Source organism: Bartonella fuyuanensis, assembly GCF_014197255.1.
Lineage (GTDB): Bacteria > Pseudomonadota > Alphaproteobacteria > Rhizobiales > Rhizobiaceae > Bartonella > Bartonella fuyuanensis.
Map to the genome: position 1 here is coordinate 129364 of NZ_JACIFE010000003.1, position 16155 is coordinate 145518.

13 protein-coding genes and 2 pseudogenes are annotated in these 16155 nt (G+C 37.4%); 5 read left to right on the forward strand and 10 right to left on the reverse strand.

Features of this window, described 5'->3' with window-relative positions:
• From GGR08_RS08170 to tolQ, 3 genes and pseudogenes are all read right to left on the reverse strand, one after another.
• Positions 1–516, reverse strand: a pseudogene (locus GGR08_RS08170) (cell envelope biogenesis protein TolA); the annotation flags it as partial.
• A 95-nt stretch (positions 517–611) separates the two neighbouring features.
• On the reverse strand, positions 612–1064 hold the full coding sequence (gene tolR, locus GGR08_RS02745) for a protein TolR (RefSeq protein WP_183193867.1): 453 nt from the start codon (positions 1062–1064) through the stop codon (positions 612–614).
• A gap of 15 nt (positions 1065–1079) precedes the next feature.
• Positions 1080–1793, reverse strand: a complete 714-nt coding sequence (tolQ, locus tag GGR08_RS02750) for a protein TolQ (RefSeq protein WP_183193868.1) — start codon at positions 1791–1793, stop codon at positions 1080–1082.
• Between the two features lie 1399 nt (positions 1794–3192).
• On the opposite strand from tolQ, the gene GGR08_RS08525 reads away from it, so the two are divergent.
• Positions 3193–3318, forward strand: coding sequence for a hypothetical protein (locus tag GGR08_RS08525; RefSeq protein WP_281377802.1), 126 nt, complete (start codon positions 3193–3195; stop codon positions 3316–3318).
• A 55-nt stretch (positions 3319–3373) separates the two neighbouring features.
• Here the strand turns inward: GGR08_RS08525 and ybgC are convergent, their stop codons facing one another.
• The 7 genes and pseudogenes from ybgC to GGR08_RS02785 form a co-directional block, all read right to left on the reverse strand.
• Positions 3374–3814 (reverse strand): tol-pal system-associated acyl-CoA thioesterase, encoded by a 441-nt coding sequence (gene ybgC, locus GGR08_RS02755; protein ID WP_183193869.1) that lies wholly within the window; start codon positions 3812–3814, stop codon positions 3374–3376.
• A 202-nt stretch (positions 3815–4016) separates the two neighbouring features.
• Positions 4017–5111, reverse strand: coding sequence for a Holliday junction branch migration DNA helicase RuvB (gene ruvB / locus GGR08_RS02760; RefSeq protein ID WP_183193870.1), 1095 nt, complete (start codon positions 5109–5111; stop codon positions 4017–4019).
• A 13-nt stretch (positions 5112–5124) separates the two neighbouring features.
• Positions 5125–5739 (reverse strand): Holliday junction branch migration protein RuvA, encoded by a 615-nt coding sequence (ruvA, locus tag GGR08_RS02765; protein WP_183193884.1) that lies wholly within the window; start codon positions 5737–5739, stop codon positions 5125–5127.
• Positions 5740–5752: 13 nt separating this feature from the next.
• Positions 5753–6268 (reverse strand): crossover junction endodeoxyribonuclease RuvC, encoded by a 516-nt coding sequence (ruvC, locus tag GGR08_RS02770; RefSeq protein WP_183193883.1) that lies wholly within the window; start codon positions 6266–6268, stop codon positions 5753–5755.
• 147 nt (positions 6269–6415) lie between these two features.
• Positions 6416–6625 (reverse strand): annotated as a pseudogene (locus GGR08_RS02775) (PBSX family phage terminase large subunit); the annotation flags it as partial.
• 818 nt (positions 6626–7443) lie between these two features.
• The gene (locus GGR08_RS02780; protein WP_183193871.1) at positions 7444–7962 is read right to left on the reverse strand and encodes a DUF1465 family protein; all 519 of its coding nucleotides are present in this window, start codon (positions 7960–7962) and stop codon (positions 7444–7446) included.
• A 219-nt stretch (positions 7963–8181) separates the two neighbouring features.
• The gene (locus tag GGR08_RS02785; RefSeq protein WP_183193872.1) at positions 8182–9282 is read right to left on the reverse strand and encodes an OpgC family protein; all 1101 of its coding nucleotides are present in this window, start codon (positions 9280–9282) and stop codon (positions 8182–8184) included.
• Positions 9283–9647: 365 nt separating this feature from the next.
• Here GGR08_RS02785 and GGR08_RS02790 point away from each other — a divergent pair, with 365 nt between their 5' ends.
• The 4 genes from GGR08_RS02790 to GGR08_RS02805 all read left to right on the forward strand — a co-directional run bounded on the left by GGR08_RS02790 (position 9648) and on the right by GGR08_RS02805 (position 15462).
• Positions 9648–10310 carry a thiamine phosphate synthase gene (locus GGR08_RS02790; protein ID WP_183193873.1) on the forward strand — a complete coding sequence of 221 codons (663 nt, stop codon included), beginning with the start codon at positions 9648–9650 and terminating at the stop codon, positions 10308–10310.
• A 1434-nt stretch (positions 10311–11744) separates the two neighbouring features.
• The gene (locus GGR08_RS02795) at positions 11745–12788 is read left to right on the forward strand and encodes a tetratricopeptide repeat protein (protein ID WP_183193874.1); all 1044 of its coding nucleotides are present in this window, start codon (positions 11745–11747) and stop codon (positions 12786–12788) included.
• Positions 12789–14083: 1295 nt separating this feature from the next.
• Positions 14084–14659 carry an elongation factor P gene (efp, locus tag GGR08_RS02800; RefSeq protein ID WP_183193875.1) on the forward strand — a complete coding sequence of 192 codons (576 nt, stop codon included), beginning with the start codon at positions 14084–14086 and terminating at the stop codon, positions 14657–14659.
• 11 nt (positions 14660–14670) lie between these two features.
• A complete protein-coding gene (locus GGR08_RS02805; protein ID WP_183193876.1) occupies positions 14671–15462 on the forward strand; it encodes an inositol monophosphatase family protein in 792 nt (263 codons plus the stop codon).
• Positions 15463–16155 lie beyond the last annotated feature (693 nt).

The window sequence follows — 16155 nt, forward strand, 5'->3', positions numbered from 1 at the left end:
TGCTTCTAAAGGCAGCTCAGGTACACTCTTGGGAATATCCTTCGCTGCTTCTAAAGGCAGCTCAGGTACACTCTTGGAAGCATCCTCTAACGCTTTAAAAATCTCTTCTGTTTTTGCTTCTAATAATTTTGGTTGTATAAGTTCCGGTGCAGATATTTCCGCCCCATTCTCGCTTGACATCAGCGGTGTTGTCTCAACGGGAAGCAGCTTTTCCCTTGGCTTAAAAGGTGCAAGATTATCTATTCGTCCTTCCCCAATATAGCGCGCATCTTCTTTCTCCTGTGGTTGCATAGTTGGTTTAACGGCAGGAATTGCACGAAGAGGAGCCTCCACAGCTCCTTGTTGAGAGGAAAACACTTCATTCAAAGGAGCAAGAGTGATAGGAATTGTTTCCAATTGTTGTGGTAAAGAAACAAGGTTTGCAAACTGAATGACTCCCCAACTGAGAAAAATGACATGAACCACAAGGGATAAAACCAAGCCTCGTTTCATGCTATGATAGGAGTCTTTGTTCATTTTTTATGCCTTATTTATATCTTATATTTTTATTTTTAATCACTCTAATCTCTTTAAAAAACAATCGCTTATGCCGCAATTTAAGTGTTCATTATTTATTGCGCTAAACTTGCTAACGCAACTTGAGAAAAACCGGCTTTTTGAATATCCGCCAGCAGTTTTAATACTTGCTGATATTCAATAGTTTTAGCAACCCTCACAAAAATCCGTTGATCTTTTTGTGTAGCATCTGCTTCCAGAAGAGTTTTAAGTTGTGCAACCAGTGCTTGTGACGTTTCATAATAATCTTGATTAATAGCAAAGCGCCCTTGCGCATCAAGTGAAACGGTAAGGGGGGGTTTTTGCGCTTGTACGGGCCCCGCTTGACTACGAGGCAAATCCAGAGGAACACCATTCACCAAAAGAGGTGCAGAAACCATAAAAATAATTAACAATACCAACATAACATCCACAAAAGGTGTTATATTGATCTCACTCATCAGTTGGCTTCGTGAATGATGCCGACCACGTGTATTTTTTCGAGAAGAAGAAGCAACAGAAATTCCCATAGGCAAGCTCCTTTATTATAAAGAGGAAGGTACTGTGCGTGTTTCATCAAGACGCCGCGATACAATTGTTGAAAATTCATTGGCAAAATTTTCTATTTGTGCAATAAGACGAACACTTTCATGGGTCAACTTGTTATAAGCAATAACGGCTGGAATTGCTGTAAACAAACCAATAGCAGTTGCTAAAAGCGCTTCTGCAATACCTGGTGCTACAATGGCAAGCGATGTATTTTGCGACGCTGAAATAGAAAGAAAAGATTCCATAATACCAATAACAGTTCCAAAAAGTCCGATAAAGGGTCCTGCAGATCCAAGTGTGGCCAAAAAAATTAGTTTTGATTCTATTTTTTCACTTTCACGTCCCAATGCTAAATCCATAGCCTTATCAATTCTGCTCTGCAAACTTGTCGATGTATGGATCCCTTTTTCAAGAGATTTTTTCCATTCAACCATTGCCGCTATAAAAACTGCTGATATACTATTGATGCATTGACCTTTACATGATGCATAAAGATCCTCTAGCGCTTTTCCTGACCAAAATGTCCGTTCAAATTGCTTTATTTCACGTTGGATTCTTCGATAAGTAAAAATTTTATCAAAAATAATTGCCCAACTCCACACGGAAGCGCATAATAACCCAATCATAACACCTTTAACGACCCAACCAGCTTGCATAAACAAATGTAACATTCCAATTGTTTCTGGATTCGTTAGTTCTATGTGCGGCATAATTTTTGTCCCTCTAAATGAAAGGTGCATTTATTAAATTCTATAAGATAGATTGTTTTATAGTTTCTAAATTTAAGTAAAAAACTTCAGTTTCACATAAATCCACGCACTAAAACAAGACCTATTTCTTAAATTTCTTAAAAAAATAATGACAGAGACATCCCCCAATACACATTCTCCTCATTCCAAAACGGCATCTATAAAAGATATCATGATAAATCCTCCTCATAAATGCTATAAAAATGTATGATATTAAATCTATGATACACCACCCTCTTTTACATTTATGAAAAAAATATCCTATGCATTTCCAGCTCAAACGTGATAAGCCTTAGCACTTGAAAAGATTCATATTTTATTCTCTTCTTAATAATTTTTAGCCCCACTCACTCATCCTGCTTGCGACATGTAAAAAAATGTTCTTGATTAATTCACTGTAAAAAACTTGAAAAGAAAAAATTTTTACAAGCCTCAGAATTTTCATTTGTGTTGTCACGCAACAAATGAGCATTATAAACAAATATGCTATCATCACGAAAGACACCACCTCCCCTCAGGCTTTTATTTCCTTTATTTTTAATGAAATTGCAGCCTCAGAAACAAAAAAAATCAAAATAAACTCCACCCCATACGCCCTGTAAGTTTATGCAATCCTCATTGTGCTGTAAATTTGTGGAATAATACCTTTTAACGCTCATCATCCATCATGATAGCACGATAGTAACATAAAAGCTTCTGTGATGTAAAAAAGACTTTTCACCATTTTTACTTCACAAAGATCCAAATCAGCTCCTTCATTCTCTTTACTCACTTGCGATATTTGATCCTTATTGCATTAAGGATGGTCTATAAGCAACATTTTAATATTTTTTAATAGTTTATATTGCTCATTACTCTTTGATGATGTGTAAGCAACTGGTTTTAATTGTTTCAACACGAACAGATTTGAAATGAAAGTGTTTAACTCTCTTGAGTTCTCTCCGAGTAGGAAATGATAAATAATTGCTTTAAATCAACAATGCATTTCGGTTTTGCATGGATGGATTGATCACTCATTCATGACGTTTAGAAGCACGCATAAAATCATGCACACGATGAATTAAGAAGCTCCCTCTTAGGAGGCCAAATGACACTGTAGTAAAAAAACAATACAAATTTCTTAGAACAGCCTTTGGATATTTTGCAATAACTTTCAACCTTATCGTTTTTTATCACTTTGATCGTAATATTATTGCAATCTTTTGCAAAGAATGCACATTTTTATCATGAAAATGAATCTTAATCCGCTTTTTATATTTTGTACTTTTTTCTGTTTTCTTTGCAGAATAATCTTTTGAGTTTATGGCAGAAAATATGAGGATAGCGCGTTAATTTTAAACCATGCCATGGAAGAGACGTAATGAATCTTGTAGGATATCATCTTCAATTTATTATAGCAGAAGTGTTTTCCTTTGATGAAGCGGATGTCCTTGTTTACGGTAAAGGAGCAATATTTAAGCTATGTAAACTAGATGGTTTTAGATGAGAGATTAATTTACGCATGAGGCTGCTATGCAGTATCTCTTCAATGAAGGACATTTTTAACCAAGCATTTTCGCAAAAAGCTCTTTAGGTAACCGTCGCGGTTTTGCTTCCTCATTAATCAAAGCAATTTCAACTTTTGCTGTTACCAACGTGGTTGCCTCATGCAAAATAGATTGCTCCATAAAAAAGCGCGCTCCCTGGATATGATTAACACGTGTTTTAACAACTAAAAGATTATCAATTTTGGCTGGTCGTAAAAAACTAATTTCCATATGACGCACAACAAAAAACAGTTTTTCCCCCTCCACCCCTGCTGCTAACACCTTATTATTAAACCCAGTATCCCGTAAAAACTCTGAACGTCCGCGTTCAAAAAACTCAAGATAACGCGCATGATAAACCACACCAGAAAAATCTGTATCAGCAACATAAACGCGAACCTGAAAATTATGAAAAGCATTTATATCATTGCGCTTGAAAGGAGTTCCTTCTGTCATCTACATAAGTCCCATAAAATCATTTAATCGAGCCAATTATTTATAGAGCAACAAATTGACCATATTTTTGTGTTAAAGTTATGAAAGCAAAAACGCAAAGTCCTCAACAGTTCCAAACATTTTCAAACGGAATATGTTAAAAGAAGAACACCTTTATGCTTGCTATAAAATATTCATGCAATTTCTTTTAAAAGAGAATGTCTTAATCATCTTCTCTATCCCATAAAGTTGTCTGAAGTGATAAACTATCTTGAGCATCAACCAGTTGAGTACGCCTTTTTCCAGATGTTATCGAAGCAGGAGCAGAAAGCCCTAAATGGCTCCAAGCCTTTTCAGTCAGCGTACGTCCACGCGCTGTTCTTTGAATAAAGCCTTGTTGGAGAAGATACGGTTCAACAATATCTTCAATAGCATCGCGTGGTTCTGATAAAGCAGCAGCAATTGTTTCAATCCCCACTGGTCCCCCTAAAAAAGTTTCCGCAATCAGGAGCAAATAGCGCCGATCCAGTAGATCAAGCCCAAGTTGATCCACTTCAAGGCGTGAAAGCGCTTCATCGGCGATTTTTCGGTCAATTTGTTTTGCTTGTTTAACCAGAGCAAAATCACAAACACGCCGTAAAAGTCGTCCGGCAATTCGAGGCGTACCACGAGCTCGGCGTGCAATTTCATGAGCTCCATCATCACTAATCTTGACAGCAAAAAACCGCGCATTGCGCTGAATAATATATTCCAATTCTTCTATCGTATAAAAATTGAGGCGTATTGGGATGCCAAAACGGTCTCGTAGCGGTGTCGTCAAAAGTCCCAAACGTGTGGTAGCTGCTACCAAAGTAAATTTGGCCAAATCAATCTTAACCGAGCGTGCAGCGGGCCCTTCTCCAATGATAAGATCCAGTTGATAATCTTCCATTGCTGGATAAAGAATTTCTTCAATCGCTGGATTTAAGCGATGTATCTCATCAATAAAAAGGACATCACGTTCCTCGAGATTGGTCAAGAGAGCTGCTAAATCTCCTGCTTTAGCAATAACTGGCCCTGAAGTAGAACGAAAATTAACGCCTAATTCTTTTGCCATAATTTGTGAAAGCGTTGTTTTTCCTAAACCCGGTGGTCCTACAAACAAAACGTGATCCAATGCTTCCTGCCGCGTTTTTGCTGCTTCAATAAATATTTTTAAATTAGCCCGCGCCGCTTCTTGACCAATAAAGTCATCGAGAACTTGTGGTCTTAAGGAGCGATCTGGATCGTTAGGAAGGGAGGCGCTACCAAGAAGGCGTTTGTCTTCATCTTTATACATTGTGACCTTGATTTTAAGTAGGAGAAGAAAGTAATTTTAGACTCTGGCGAATCAACAAAGCCGAAGAAACTGTTTCTTCCTCAAGCTCGTTCATCGCAAGAGCAAGTGCGCGAGCTGCTTTCTCCCGTTCAAAACCAAGTTTTATCAACGCAGAAAGCGCATCCTGTGTAGATTGATTGGTCATTTCACGCTGAGGAATCGAAACAGTCTTAACCACCTGTTCAAAAGGGAGTGTTTTACTTTTCAGTTCACCCACAATTCTTTCACTGACTTTTTTACCAACACCTGGCGCCCGACTAATCATTGCACCATCATTTAAGGCAATGGCTTGTGCAAGTTCAACTGGCGATAAAGTGCCCAAGATTGCTAAAGCAACCTTTGCCCCTACACCAGGAACATTTTGTAAAAGACAAAACCATTCCTGTTCAACTCTTGTAACAAAACCAAAAAGGCGAATTGCATCTTCACGCACATGTGTCTCAATAAAGAGGCTTAACGCCTCCCCAACAGAGGGTAAAGAAGAACGCAGCCGATTTGACACAAAAACAACATACCCCACACCGTGAACATTAAGAATAATATGATCATCAAAGATCTGTTCAAGGGTACCTTTTAATTTACCAATCACCTTACAACCCCAATCATAACGCCATCCTAGCCTGATAAGATTGGTCAATACTTTTACGATACATACTATGACAAAGAGCAAGAGCAAGAGCATCAGCCGCATCACTGCTATCAAATTCAGCCTGTGGCAGGAGCACTTTTACCATCCTATGAATTTGCTCTTTAGCGCCGTGTCCAACACCAATAACCGATTTTTTCACTTTGTTGGGCGCATATTCAAAAACAGGAAGATTGGCTTGTGCCGGAACCAGCAGCGCCATTGCCCGCGCTTGCCCCAATTTTAAAGTTGCCGTAGCATCTTTGTTGACAAAGACATGTTCTACAGCAGCTTCATGAGGCATAAATTGTTGCACAATATCCGAAAGACCTCTGTGGATCTGACACAATCTGAAAGCCAGTTCACACTGTACATCAGAAGACACCGTCCCCGCCGCAATAAACTGAAGACGATTACCCACAAGATCGATAACGCCCCACCCTGTACGTCGTAATCCTGGATCAATGCCTATAATACGAATCGCCTCTGCCATAGGCTTGAGTTTATACACTTTTCTCTTTCTCGAATAAAGGCTCAGCAGCAAAGAAAACAGCAGCAAAATACAAAAACAAGTAAAAAGGAGGCATAACCAAGAATTTATACATTATAACATTCAACGAAAGGCAGCTTTACGGAATATATCCGATAATGGCTGTCCTTGTGCTTCGTAATAATCAAGCACTCTGATTTCCTTGCCAATAAACTGTGCTATCCATATCGCCGTAGCATCTGCCTTAGCTCCCGTGCCACCAATATCCCAAAAAGCGCGTATCTGCATTAAATGGTCACAAGAAACACGCCCTATCCGCCCCTCCTGCTCGGCTGCCAACATTTCCTTTTGATAGAATGAAATCAACCAAAACCATTCACACATCACAGGAAAACAATTTATAACTCAAAATCAAAGCATAAAAATTTCCCTTCTGTATCATTTTCATAAAATCACGATTAAATATCGCAAGCAAGAAAACAGATGATGCTACAATATACATTCACCAAAGTAAAGATGCTGCGCAATGGATGGTATCCATTTCACTACAAGAGCTTTTACCTGATACCATAACGCCACCAACACTGTGGATATGAACAAGAATTGAAAAGTATTTTCTCATATGTTCCTCACAACACAATGATCTTGCATAGAGCACAGAAAGCATTGGATAGTTATTTATTTTGGATGTGTTGTTATTTTAAATCATGGAGATAACGCATTGCTTAACGCTTTCGTTTTTCACGTTCTTTAATGGGATTCCAACTCTCACGTAAAATAGAACGCCATTAAAAAGAAGATCTGAAACAATACGTTATCCTCATTAATCCAAGATTTACATTGATTTTATGGATATCAATTAATTTACAACACTTTTCTAGATCTGATCTAGCGTGGATCGTTTTCATAGTGAAAACAAAATTAAACACCATACTAGCGTTCCAACTGCAATAAACTGCAATCAATTCTCCACAAGCTACCCATCCCATGGAATAATTCAAAATCAAGAGTTTTCTGCCATAAGCTCAAGACCTTTTCTCATGCTCAAAGAGCAGCTAGGTATAAAAAAGCCACTCCATATTAATTGGTTTTAGTCGTACAATTCTAGTTGTAAAATTCTAGTTATAAAAAATGAGGCTACTGCTTTAAATATCACGAAAGAAACAAGAAAATATCCTCTAAGAACGCCCAAAAGCTGTTTTCAGCAATTCGATTTGTTTTCCTACTGGATTATCATCTTCTAAGTCACAGGATCCTATTGCTTCCATTCCACAGCGCATATACCTTACACGCGCTTCTAAACGCAATGAATGAGCAACAAATTGTCGAAAAATTTCTGGCAATTCCTGCCAATACGAGGTTTCAAATTGCAAGGTTGGTGTATGAAGTGACACTTTTACAATTTCTTTTTTTATTTGCTCTGCTGACATTTCCCCTTCGCGCTCTGCCCGCAAAAGAAGAAGCTGAGAAGCAATTTGCATAAGTCGTGTACTTAAATACATAGCCTCTTTTGCATAGACTGCAGAAACTTCCGCCGAAAGGGAACGTGCCACTAATTTTCCTTCATCGTCAATATACGCTGCGGTTTTTTCAATCAGCGCCATTGTTTCTTCATAGAGACGATTAAACGCATTCTCAAAAGCATTATGCTCAATCATGATAATAGGTTTATCATATGGACGTTTATGTACGCTCACGCTTTTATACTCCAAGTATTAAACAAAATTACACCACTCAACGAACAGAGCATTAAAAAGTTTCTCTTGTTGCTGTCCATAATACTTTTTTTAAACTGATACCTCTCTTAAATTTTATGCACAACGTGCTTTTAGACTAAGATTACCACGCCCAACAAACACCACAAGAGCATTTTTTTATAAACGAATCAGTTTTCTTGAAAAAGCCCGTTTTTCAGATTACTGTTTCTCACAATAATAAGCGACTCCAAATTGTAGGGCAATACCCGTTATCATTAAGAAGCTATCGGAAAAAAACGTTCCTGTCATCACTGTTTTTACAATTTGTCCAAACATCGCAAAAATAGTTCCAGTAACAAAGACTGGTAAACTGTGTTTTCCTAAGATTGCTAAAGGATGTCTCTGAGAGACATAAAACCATTTATTGACACGCGGCAACGAAAGAATGACAAAAGATAATGCCAGAACATGGAGTAAACGCGGCACACTTAAAAAGGTTTTATTAAAATTAATCAACGGAGAGGTCCAGCCCAACCAACCCAAAATGCCCCACCAGTTTAAGCGAACCCATAAGAATGCCAACAAAAGATACACTGCCGCACAGACAACCCAAAAAGACTGAAAAGCGATTTTTTTGCCTTGTTTAAGCGCTAAAGTACTGGTTAAACCTATAACAAACAAGAATTGCCAAGATAAAGGATTTAAAAACCACTTTCCCTTTAAAGGATAAGAGGGAGGAGCAATTTTATAAAATCCGCAGATAAGATACAGCATAAACGAACCCCAAAGCAGCCACTTTATCCGTTTACACCCCAAATAAAGGATAAAAGGTGCAAACAACATCAAAACGATATAAAGTGGAAGGATATTATTATATCCCAATTGGTGCCCGAAGCTTAAGGTACTTAAAAATGCAATAACAGGCTCCTTAAAGAAGAGTCCGATGTTATTCATTAATAAAAGTTTTTCTGTTTTCCATAAGAAAAATGCCCCTGAAAAAAGGCCTAAAGTTACAAAAGTAGTAAAGAGATATGCCCCATAGAGTTGAAAAGCCCTCTGCCAAAGTTTTCTTATAATAAAAGCAAAAGACTTTTTCTGTAACCGCCCATGAAAGCTTAATCCTAGTGAAATCCCTGAAAGCAAAACAAAAATTTCTGCGGAATCAGAAAAACCGAAATTTTTATGTGTTATATACTCATAGAGAGTCCCGGGAATATGGTTAATGAAAATTGTCAATAAAGCTAAAGCACGAAAAACATCAACGCGTGTATCACGAGGAAAAGGTGGCATCTTCTGCTCAAAAACACCCTCATCTTTCATAAGTGGACTCCCACATGTTATAATCCTCTTGAAATCATATAAAAAGAGTGATTACCCTCATCGCAAACAAGCGAGGCAGGATGAAACTTTAATTTTTAAGAGTCAAGTTTCTTTTTAAGCATTATTTTTTTAAGGAAAAAGTCTTCTAAAGACAAAAGAACGAAAAACATCCATGCGTATCTTGCACAGAAAAAAAGTGACATATTATGCTTAAGAATACCTTGGGGATTTCATCAGTGAACTCCCGCCCATCCTCGCTTGAAGTTACGTGAAAATGATCATCACTCTTCTCGCAAAGAAGCATAAACAGAATTGAAACTTTAATTTTTAAGCATCATCTTTATTCTAAGGAACAGGGCTTTGACATGACACAACAACAAAATAAACCTATTGATTCATCTCTTTTTCCTCAGTTAGTTTTCACACTCGATGTCCGGCGCAACATCCCCCACACATTTTTTCGGCAAATTTTGCAAACAAAGTCTTTTGCATGCGTCATCCTCTATGATTCTGAAAAATTGAAAGATGATGGCTTTTTTTTACAACAACAAGCGCAAATTTATGTAAAAGAGATTCAACACTATGACGCTGCCCTTCTCATTGCTAATGACAGCCGCATTGCCGGACGCATAAAAGCGGACGGTTTGCACATAGAAGATGACCTTAACGCTCTTGAAAGCTTCAAAAATCAGCAACAAAAACAAAAAATCATAGGCTTTGGCAATTTACGGAATCGTCATTCCGCAATGCTTGCAGCAGAAACAGGTCTTGACTATCTTCTGTTTGGAAAATTAGGTGCTGATAAAAAACCTCATGCGCATCCCCGCAATATCCAGTTAGCAACATGGTGGGCCGAAATTATGGAAACCCCTGCCATCATTCAAGCGGGAAGCGATTTGTCAACTTTTGATGAAATCTTAAAAACCACATGCGAATTCATTGCCATAGAAGAAATCATCTTTGCCCACGATAATCCTCTATCTTTACTAAAAATGATAAAAGAAAAATGTGAAAATTTTCCCTTATAAAGCCTCTTCTTTTACAGGGATTTTCCAAATAGGCATAAAAACCGCCAGAATTAAAGCGCATACCCTAAAACCATCCACACCACACACATCCCACAAAGCAACACATCTTGTAAAGACTAAGAAACTATTGCTTCCCATCCTTTTTCAAATAGCAAATGACTGTGCAAATTTTAATGAAGTTAAAAACCATATATCAATTCATTGAAGCTATCATCTTCAATCCCCCCTCATGCGCACAAGAATTATCGATTGTCCTGTAAAACGGTGTTCTCAAAATATAGAAAGCTCAAAACACTTTTCTCATCCTCCTTTCTTGATTTTTGCTTGCATGAAAAGCCCGCTATCTCTTCACTTGAGCAATTCTATGTTAAGAAACACTGTTTTAATTTTTATTATAAATTTTCTGAAACTACTTTACGAATCGAAGGAGGACTTTGATTGCCTCCGCACCGATCAACAGAGTTATAAAACCTGAAAAATCAAACAAACATTGACCCTGACTTGTGGATATTTTTAAATTTCAGGAAATTTTTCTCTGTTCGAGTTATCTAAGCCCTAAAAGCAAAAAAATGATTTGGACTCAATATTTTCAAGTTCCCAGAACACCCATGCGAAAACGCTCACACCCGAGAGGAATTTTAAAATGCAAACCAAAGAGCTTGATAACGACATTGTCATTAGCAAAAAATTCGTTTTAGACGACACAAAATGTTGAAGATATCTCAAAAAATATGAACCAAACATTAAGATATCACTTTCCAACAAATCCCAAAATATGAAAACGGTTTAAATCGTGTGAACGCAGAGCATTAAAAAATTGCCAATGGCTTGAATGGGCCTATTGTCTTTCCTTACGCGTTCTCTTAACAAACACCAATTCCCATACCACCACGATGAAATCATCTCAAACACAGAGAAATATCTGCTGCTCAAAAAATTCAAAATTCTAACCACTGTAAAAAAGCCATTTTACAACTCATCTTTGTTAAAAATGCAAGCGAACATCATGCATAAGCTCTGCTCTATTCATAAACACTCACGCGTATCTTTTAAAATAGCCCCCTTATGAATGAGAAAATCTTCTAATATGAATCTTGCATTCTACACGCAGAAGAATGAATTATATTTATAAGTCAATATATTAACCTTGTAAGAGCTTTTTTATTTTAGGATGATGAACCCTAATATACTAGGCAATAGCATCTTTACATATGTTCATTCTTTCCTCCTTGTTTTTTAACAAGACTATTTTTAAACAATCTAGCTCTTATCAATGTTTGTACTATTTTTATAAACAAACCCACACCTACCTTAATTAAGATGAAAAACTGAACGAAGAAATAAAAAGTAATTACAGAAATAGGACTCTTACACGACTTGTAATGATAAAAGAAAAATGTGAAAATTCTATTCGGTAATGAGGAGGAAATATCCATGATCAAGAGAAATCTTAAACTGCTTATCCTAGGAATGATAGGACTTGCGAATTCTGTTGCAAATTCTGCAGGAAATACTGAAGAATTCTCAAGTTTTGAAAGCTCTTTCAATACGATTCAAGAAGCTTCAAACACACAAAAACCTTTTCAACCCTTAAAAGCTGGAGATTATGACAAAGCCTATGACTATTACATCCAAGGCTATTATTTAAAAGCTTTTCGCGAAGCACTCCGGCGTGCTGAAAAAAATGATCCTTTTGCACAAACTCTTCTTGCCCGACTTTATATGGAAGGATGTGCTGTTCCTGTTGATGGAGCGCGTGCTGCGTTATGGTTTGAGCGTGCTGCAAAACAAGGAGAACCTCAAGCACAATTACGCTATGGGCTTATGTTATTTGATGGTCATTTTGTAACACAAAATCAAGAACTTGGTGAACAATTTATCCGAAAAGCTGTCAATGCAGGCGTCAAGGAATCCTATTTTTATTATGGACAATTGCTTCTTTATAAAGCCTCACGCGAAATGCAAATTCTTGCAGGCGTTTCTTCCCAAAATCTTGAAAATAAAGCCATCGAGCAAGCTTTCAAATGGTACTTAAAAGGGGCAGCTCTTGGGGATGCTGAAGCTGCTTTTTCTGCTGCAAAAATTCTTTCCTTAGGCACATTAAACCACCCCAAAGATGATCGTAATGCTCGCAGGCTCATGGAGATAGCGGCCCAAAATAACCACTTAAAAGCTCAACTTCTTTTAGCTCAGTGGCTTGTGCAAGGCCGTGGAGGAGAAACAGATTTTCACCGTGCTTTTCATTTACTTCAAAGAAATGCCATCAATATGATTGCACCAGCACAAATTTCCCTTGCAAGACTTTATCGAGACGGCACAGGAACAAAAGGCGATACGATAATGGCAGCAGCATGGTATATCCTTGCAAAGGAAGCAAAAATGCAAGCCCCTGACCTTGAGATCATGCTCCAAGGCATGGACAGCACACAACTAGAAAAGGCTCACAAAGAAGCAATAAAGCTTCTTCCTGTTTTCTAAAAGGCTATCCTCTATTTCAAAAAGATAAAATTTATAGAAATTTCAGGAAATTTTTCTCTGTTCGAGTTATCTAAGCCCTAAAAGCAAAAAAATGATTTGGACTCAATATTTTCAAGTTCCCAGAACACCCATGCGAAAACGCTCACACCCGAGAGGAATTTTAAAATGCAAACCAAAGAGCTTGATAACGACATTGTCATTAGCAAAAAATTCGTTTTAGACGACACAAAATGTTGAAGATATCTCAAAAAATATGAACCAAACATTAAGATATCACTTTCCAACAAATCCCAAAATATGAAAACGGTTTAAATCGTGTGAACGCAGAGCATTAAAAAATTGCCAATGGCTTGAATGGGCCTATTGTCTTTCCTTACGCGTTCTCTTAACAAACACCAATTCCCATACCACCACGATGAAATCATCTCAAACACAGAGAAATATCTGCTGCTCAAAAAATTCAAAATTCTAACCACTGTAAAAAAGCCATTTTACAACTCATCTTTGTTAAAAATGCAAGCGAACATCATGCATAAGCTCTGCTCTATTCATAAACACTCACGCGTATCTTTTAAAATAGCCCCCTTATGAATGAGAAAATCTTCTAATATGAATCTTGCATTCTACACGCAGAAGAATGAATTATATTTATAAGTCAATATATTAACCTTGTAAGAGCTTTTTTATTTTAGGATGATGAGCACACATTTCTATAAGCATCTCTGTTTTAATTTCCTCATACTTTGAAAAACAAAGACTTCCCCCCTCACACTGGAAAACCACGATCGGTAAACAACCCAACCTCTCTGGGAAAAATAGTTCTTAGACAAGCATTTCCTATAGTTTATTTCACGGCACATTAATTATAAACTTCACCTTTTATATTCACCACGCACACTTAGTAAAAATACCTCATAGTTTTATGGGACTTCTATCATCGCCATAAATGATGATATTTTACGAAATAATAGGATAAATTCCCCAAAAATCACAAAAAAATTTGTACAATTTTTTAAAAAGCTTGCGTCGAAGCACTTTTTATGGTCTTGCAAAGAACTGAAGAGAGAAATACATAAAGGTCCTTTTGCGCTTAAGCTTTTCTCTTTGTAAAAACGATAAGCAAGAAAGCAGCCGAGCGAAAACAATGAAGAAAATATAGGGCCCTGTGAGAGTCAGCAGACTAACAAGAGGCTTTGAGCCCTCAAACAACGATTAAAAGCAGCAAAGATAAAAGGTCATAAGAACAATAAAAGATAAAAGAGCTCTTTCTGCAAGAATAGAATTGGAAGGAAACGATGAAAATTAATGGCAATGAAATTCGTCCTGGTAATGTGATCGAACATCAAGGAAGCTTGTGGGTTGCAGTGAAATGTAATGCCGTTAAACCAGGGAAAGGTGGTGCATTTAATCAAGTTGAAATGAAAAATTTAATTGACGGCACAAAACTCAATGAACGCTTTCGTGCTGCTGAAACGGTTGAAAGAGTTCGCCTTGAACAAAAGGATTTCACATTTCTTTATCAACAAGGGGATGCTTTAATATTTATGGATTCACAGTCCTACGAACAACTTGAACTCCAAAAGGACTTTGTTGGAGAACGTGCAGCGTTTCTCCAAGATGGAATGACTGTCACAGTTGAACTTTATCAAGAAAAGCCTATTGGCATCACGCTTCCTGATCAAGTTGTTGTAACAATTGCAGAAGCTGATCCTGCACTCAAAGGACAAACAGTCACAGCTTCTTATAAATCAGCCATTCTTGAAAATGGTATTCGTATTCTTGTCCCCCCCTTTATAAATGCCGGTGAACGCATCGTTGTAGACACAAATGAGTTGATTTATTTGCGTCGTGCAAATGAAAAAGATAAATAAAGGAAGAAAACATGGCCCATTCTGCAATCATGCATGTCATGGTGCAAGCGACAATGAAAGCCGGACGCTCTCTCGTGCGTGATTACGGTGAAGTACAAAATTTGCAAGTATCTTTAAAAGGGCCTGCAGATTACGTCAGCCAAGCTGATCGCAAAGCTGAAAAAATTATTTTCAATGAACTAAGCAAAGCACGACCGAAATTTGGTTTTCTGATGGAAGAATCTGAAGAAATCATTGGGGAAGATTCTCAGCATCGTTTTATTGTTGACCCTTTAGATGGCACGACAAATTTTCTCCACGGCATTCCTTTTTTTGCTGTTTCCATTGCTTTAGAAAGCCAAGGAAAAATTGTTGCTGGTGTCATTTACAATCCGGTGAATGATGAACTTTTTACTGCAGAACGCGGATGTGGGGCTTTTTTTAACGACCGGCGCTGTCGCGTTTCTGCACGGCGCAGACTAGAAGATTGTGTTATTGCCACAGGTATGCCTCATTTTGGTTGTCCAGGTCATGGAACCTATCTGATTGAATTACGCAATGTGATGATGGAAGTTGCTGGCGTTCGCCGTTTTGGCGCTGCTGCTCTTGATTTAGCTTATGTGGCTGCTGGCAGAACTGATGGTTTTTGGGAAGACAATCTACAAATTTGGGATATGGCTGCTGGGATACTGATGGTTCGTGAAGCTGGTGGTTTTGTCACCGATAAAGAAGGAGGACACGATCTATTCCGTAAAAAAAACATCATCGCCGGCAATGAACACATTCGCACCAAATTAGAAAAAACACTCAAAAAAGGCATTTAACTCTTATAGTTTTTTAAGGAGTCTCTTAAAGGTTCATATAGTTAAAAAAATCCTTAAAGTCTTAAAAAAACAATGTGGAGGAAAAGTTTTTAAATTTCTCTCAAACAACGATAAGAAATAACTGATGAGTTAGTGACAGAAAACATCATTACAAACAACAGACACACGCCTTACAAACCTTCAAAGTTGCAGTTACAGCTTGGCTAATATATTGATGCTTCTATTATTCTAATTTTCCCCACAACAAACTGGAAAACGAAATAAAAAAGTACTCCCATAACCAAACGCTCCCAAAATTACAATCACATCCAAAGCAAGTATCCTCCGCGACACCTCTTAAGAGATTACCCTTATACGATGCAAAAATATTAACTCTAAAAATTCCTCTCTCCTCTCTGGTAAGAGCTTCTGCATATGTTACTCATTGCTTTTCAATATTTTTCCTAAAATACCCAATTATGCTACCGATCTTGAAACTTGAGATAATTCATAAGAAACATTGTTCTTTCCAAAGTGTTTTTTACGCATACAAATCTCCTTGCTTGATCCACACAAGAAACGTAGTTTTGATTGATTTAATAGAACCAAATTTAAAATAAGAAAATTTTAAGATCTTCGGACTTCTCATGAAAAACAATAAATTATCTTTACACATCAACGCAATGATACTGTTATGAAAAGCGTTCGTTGCAC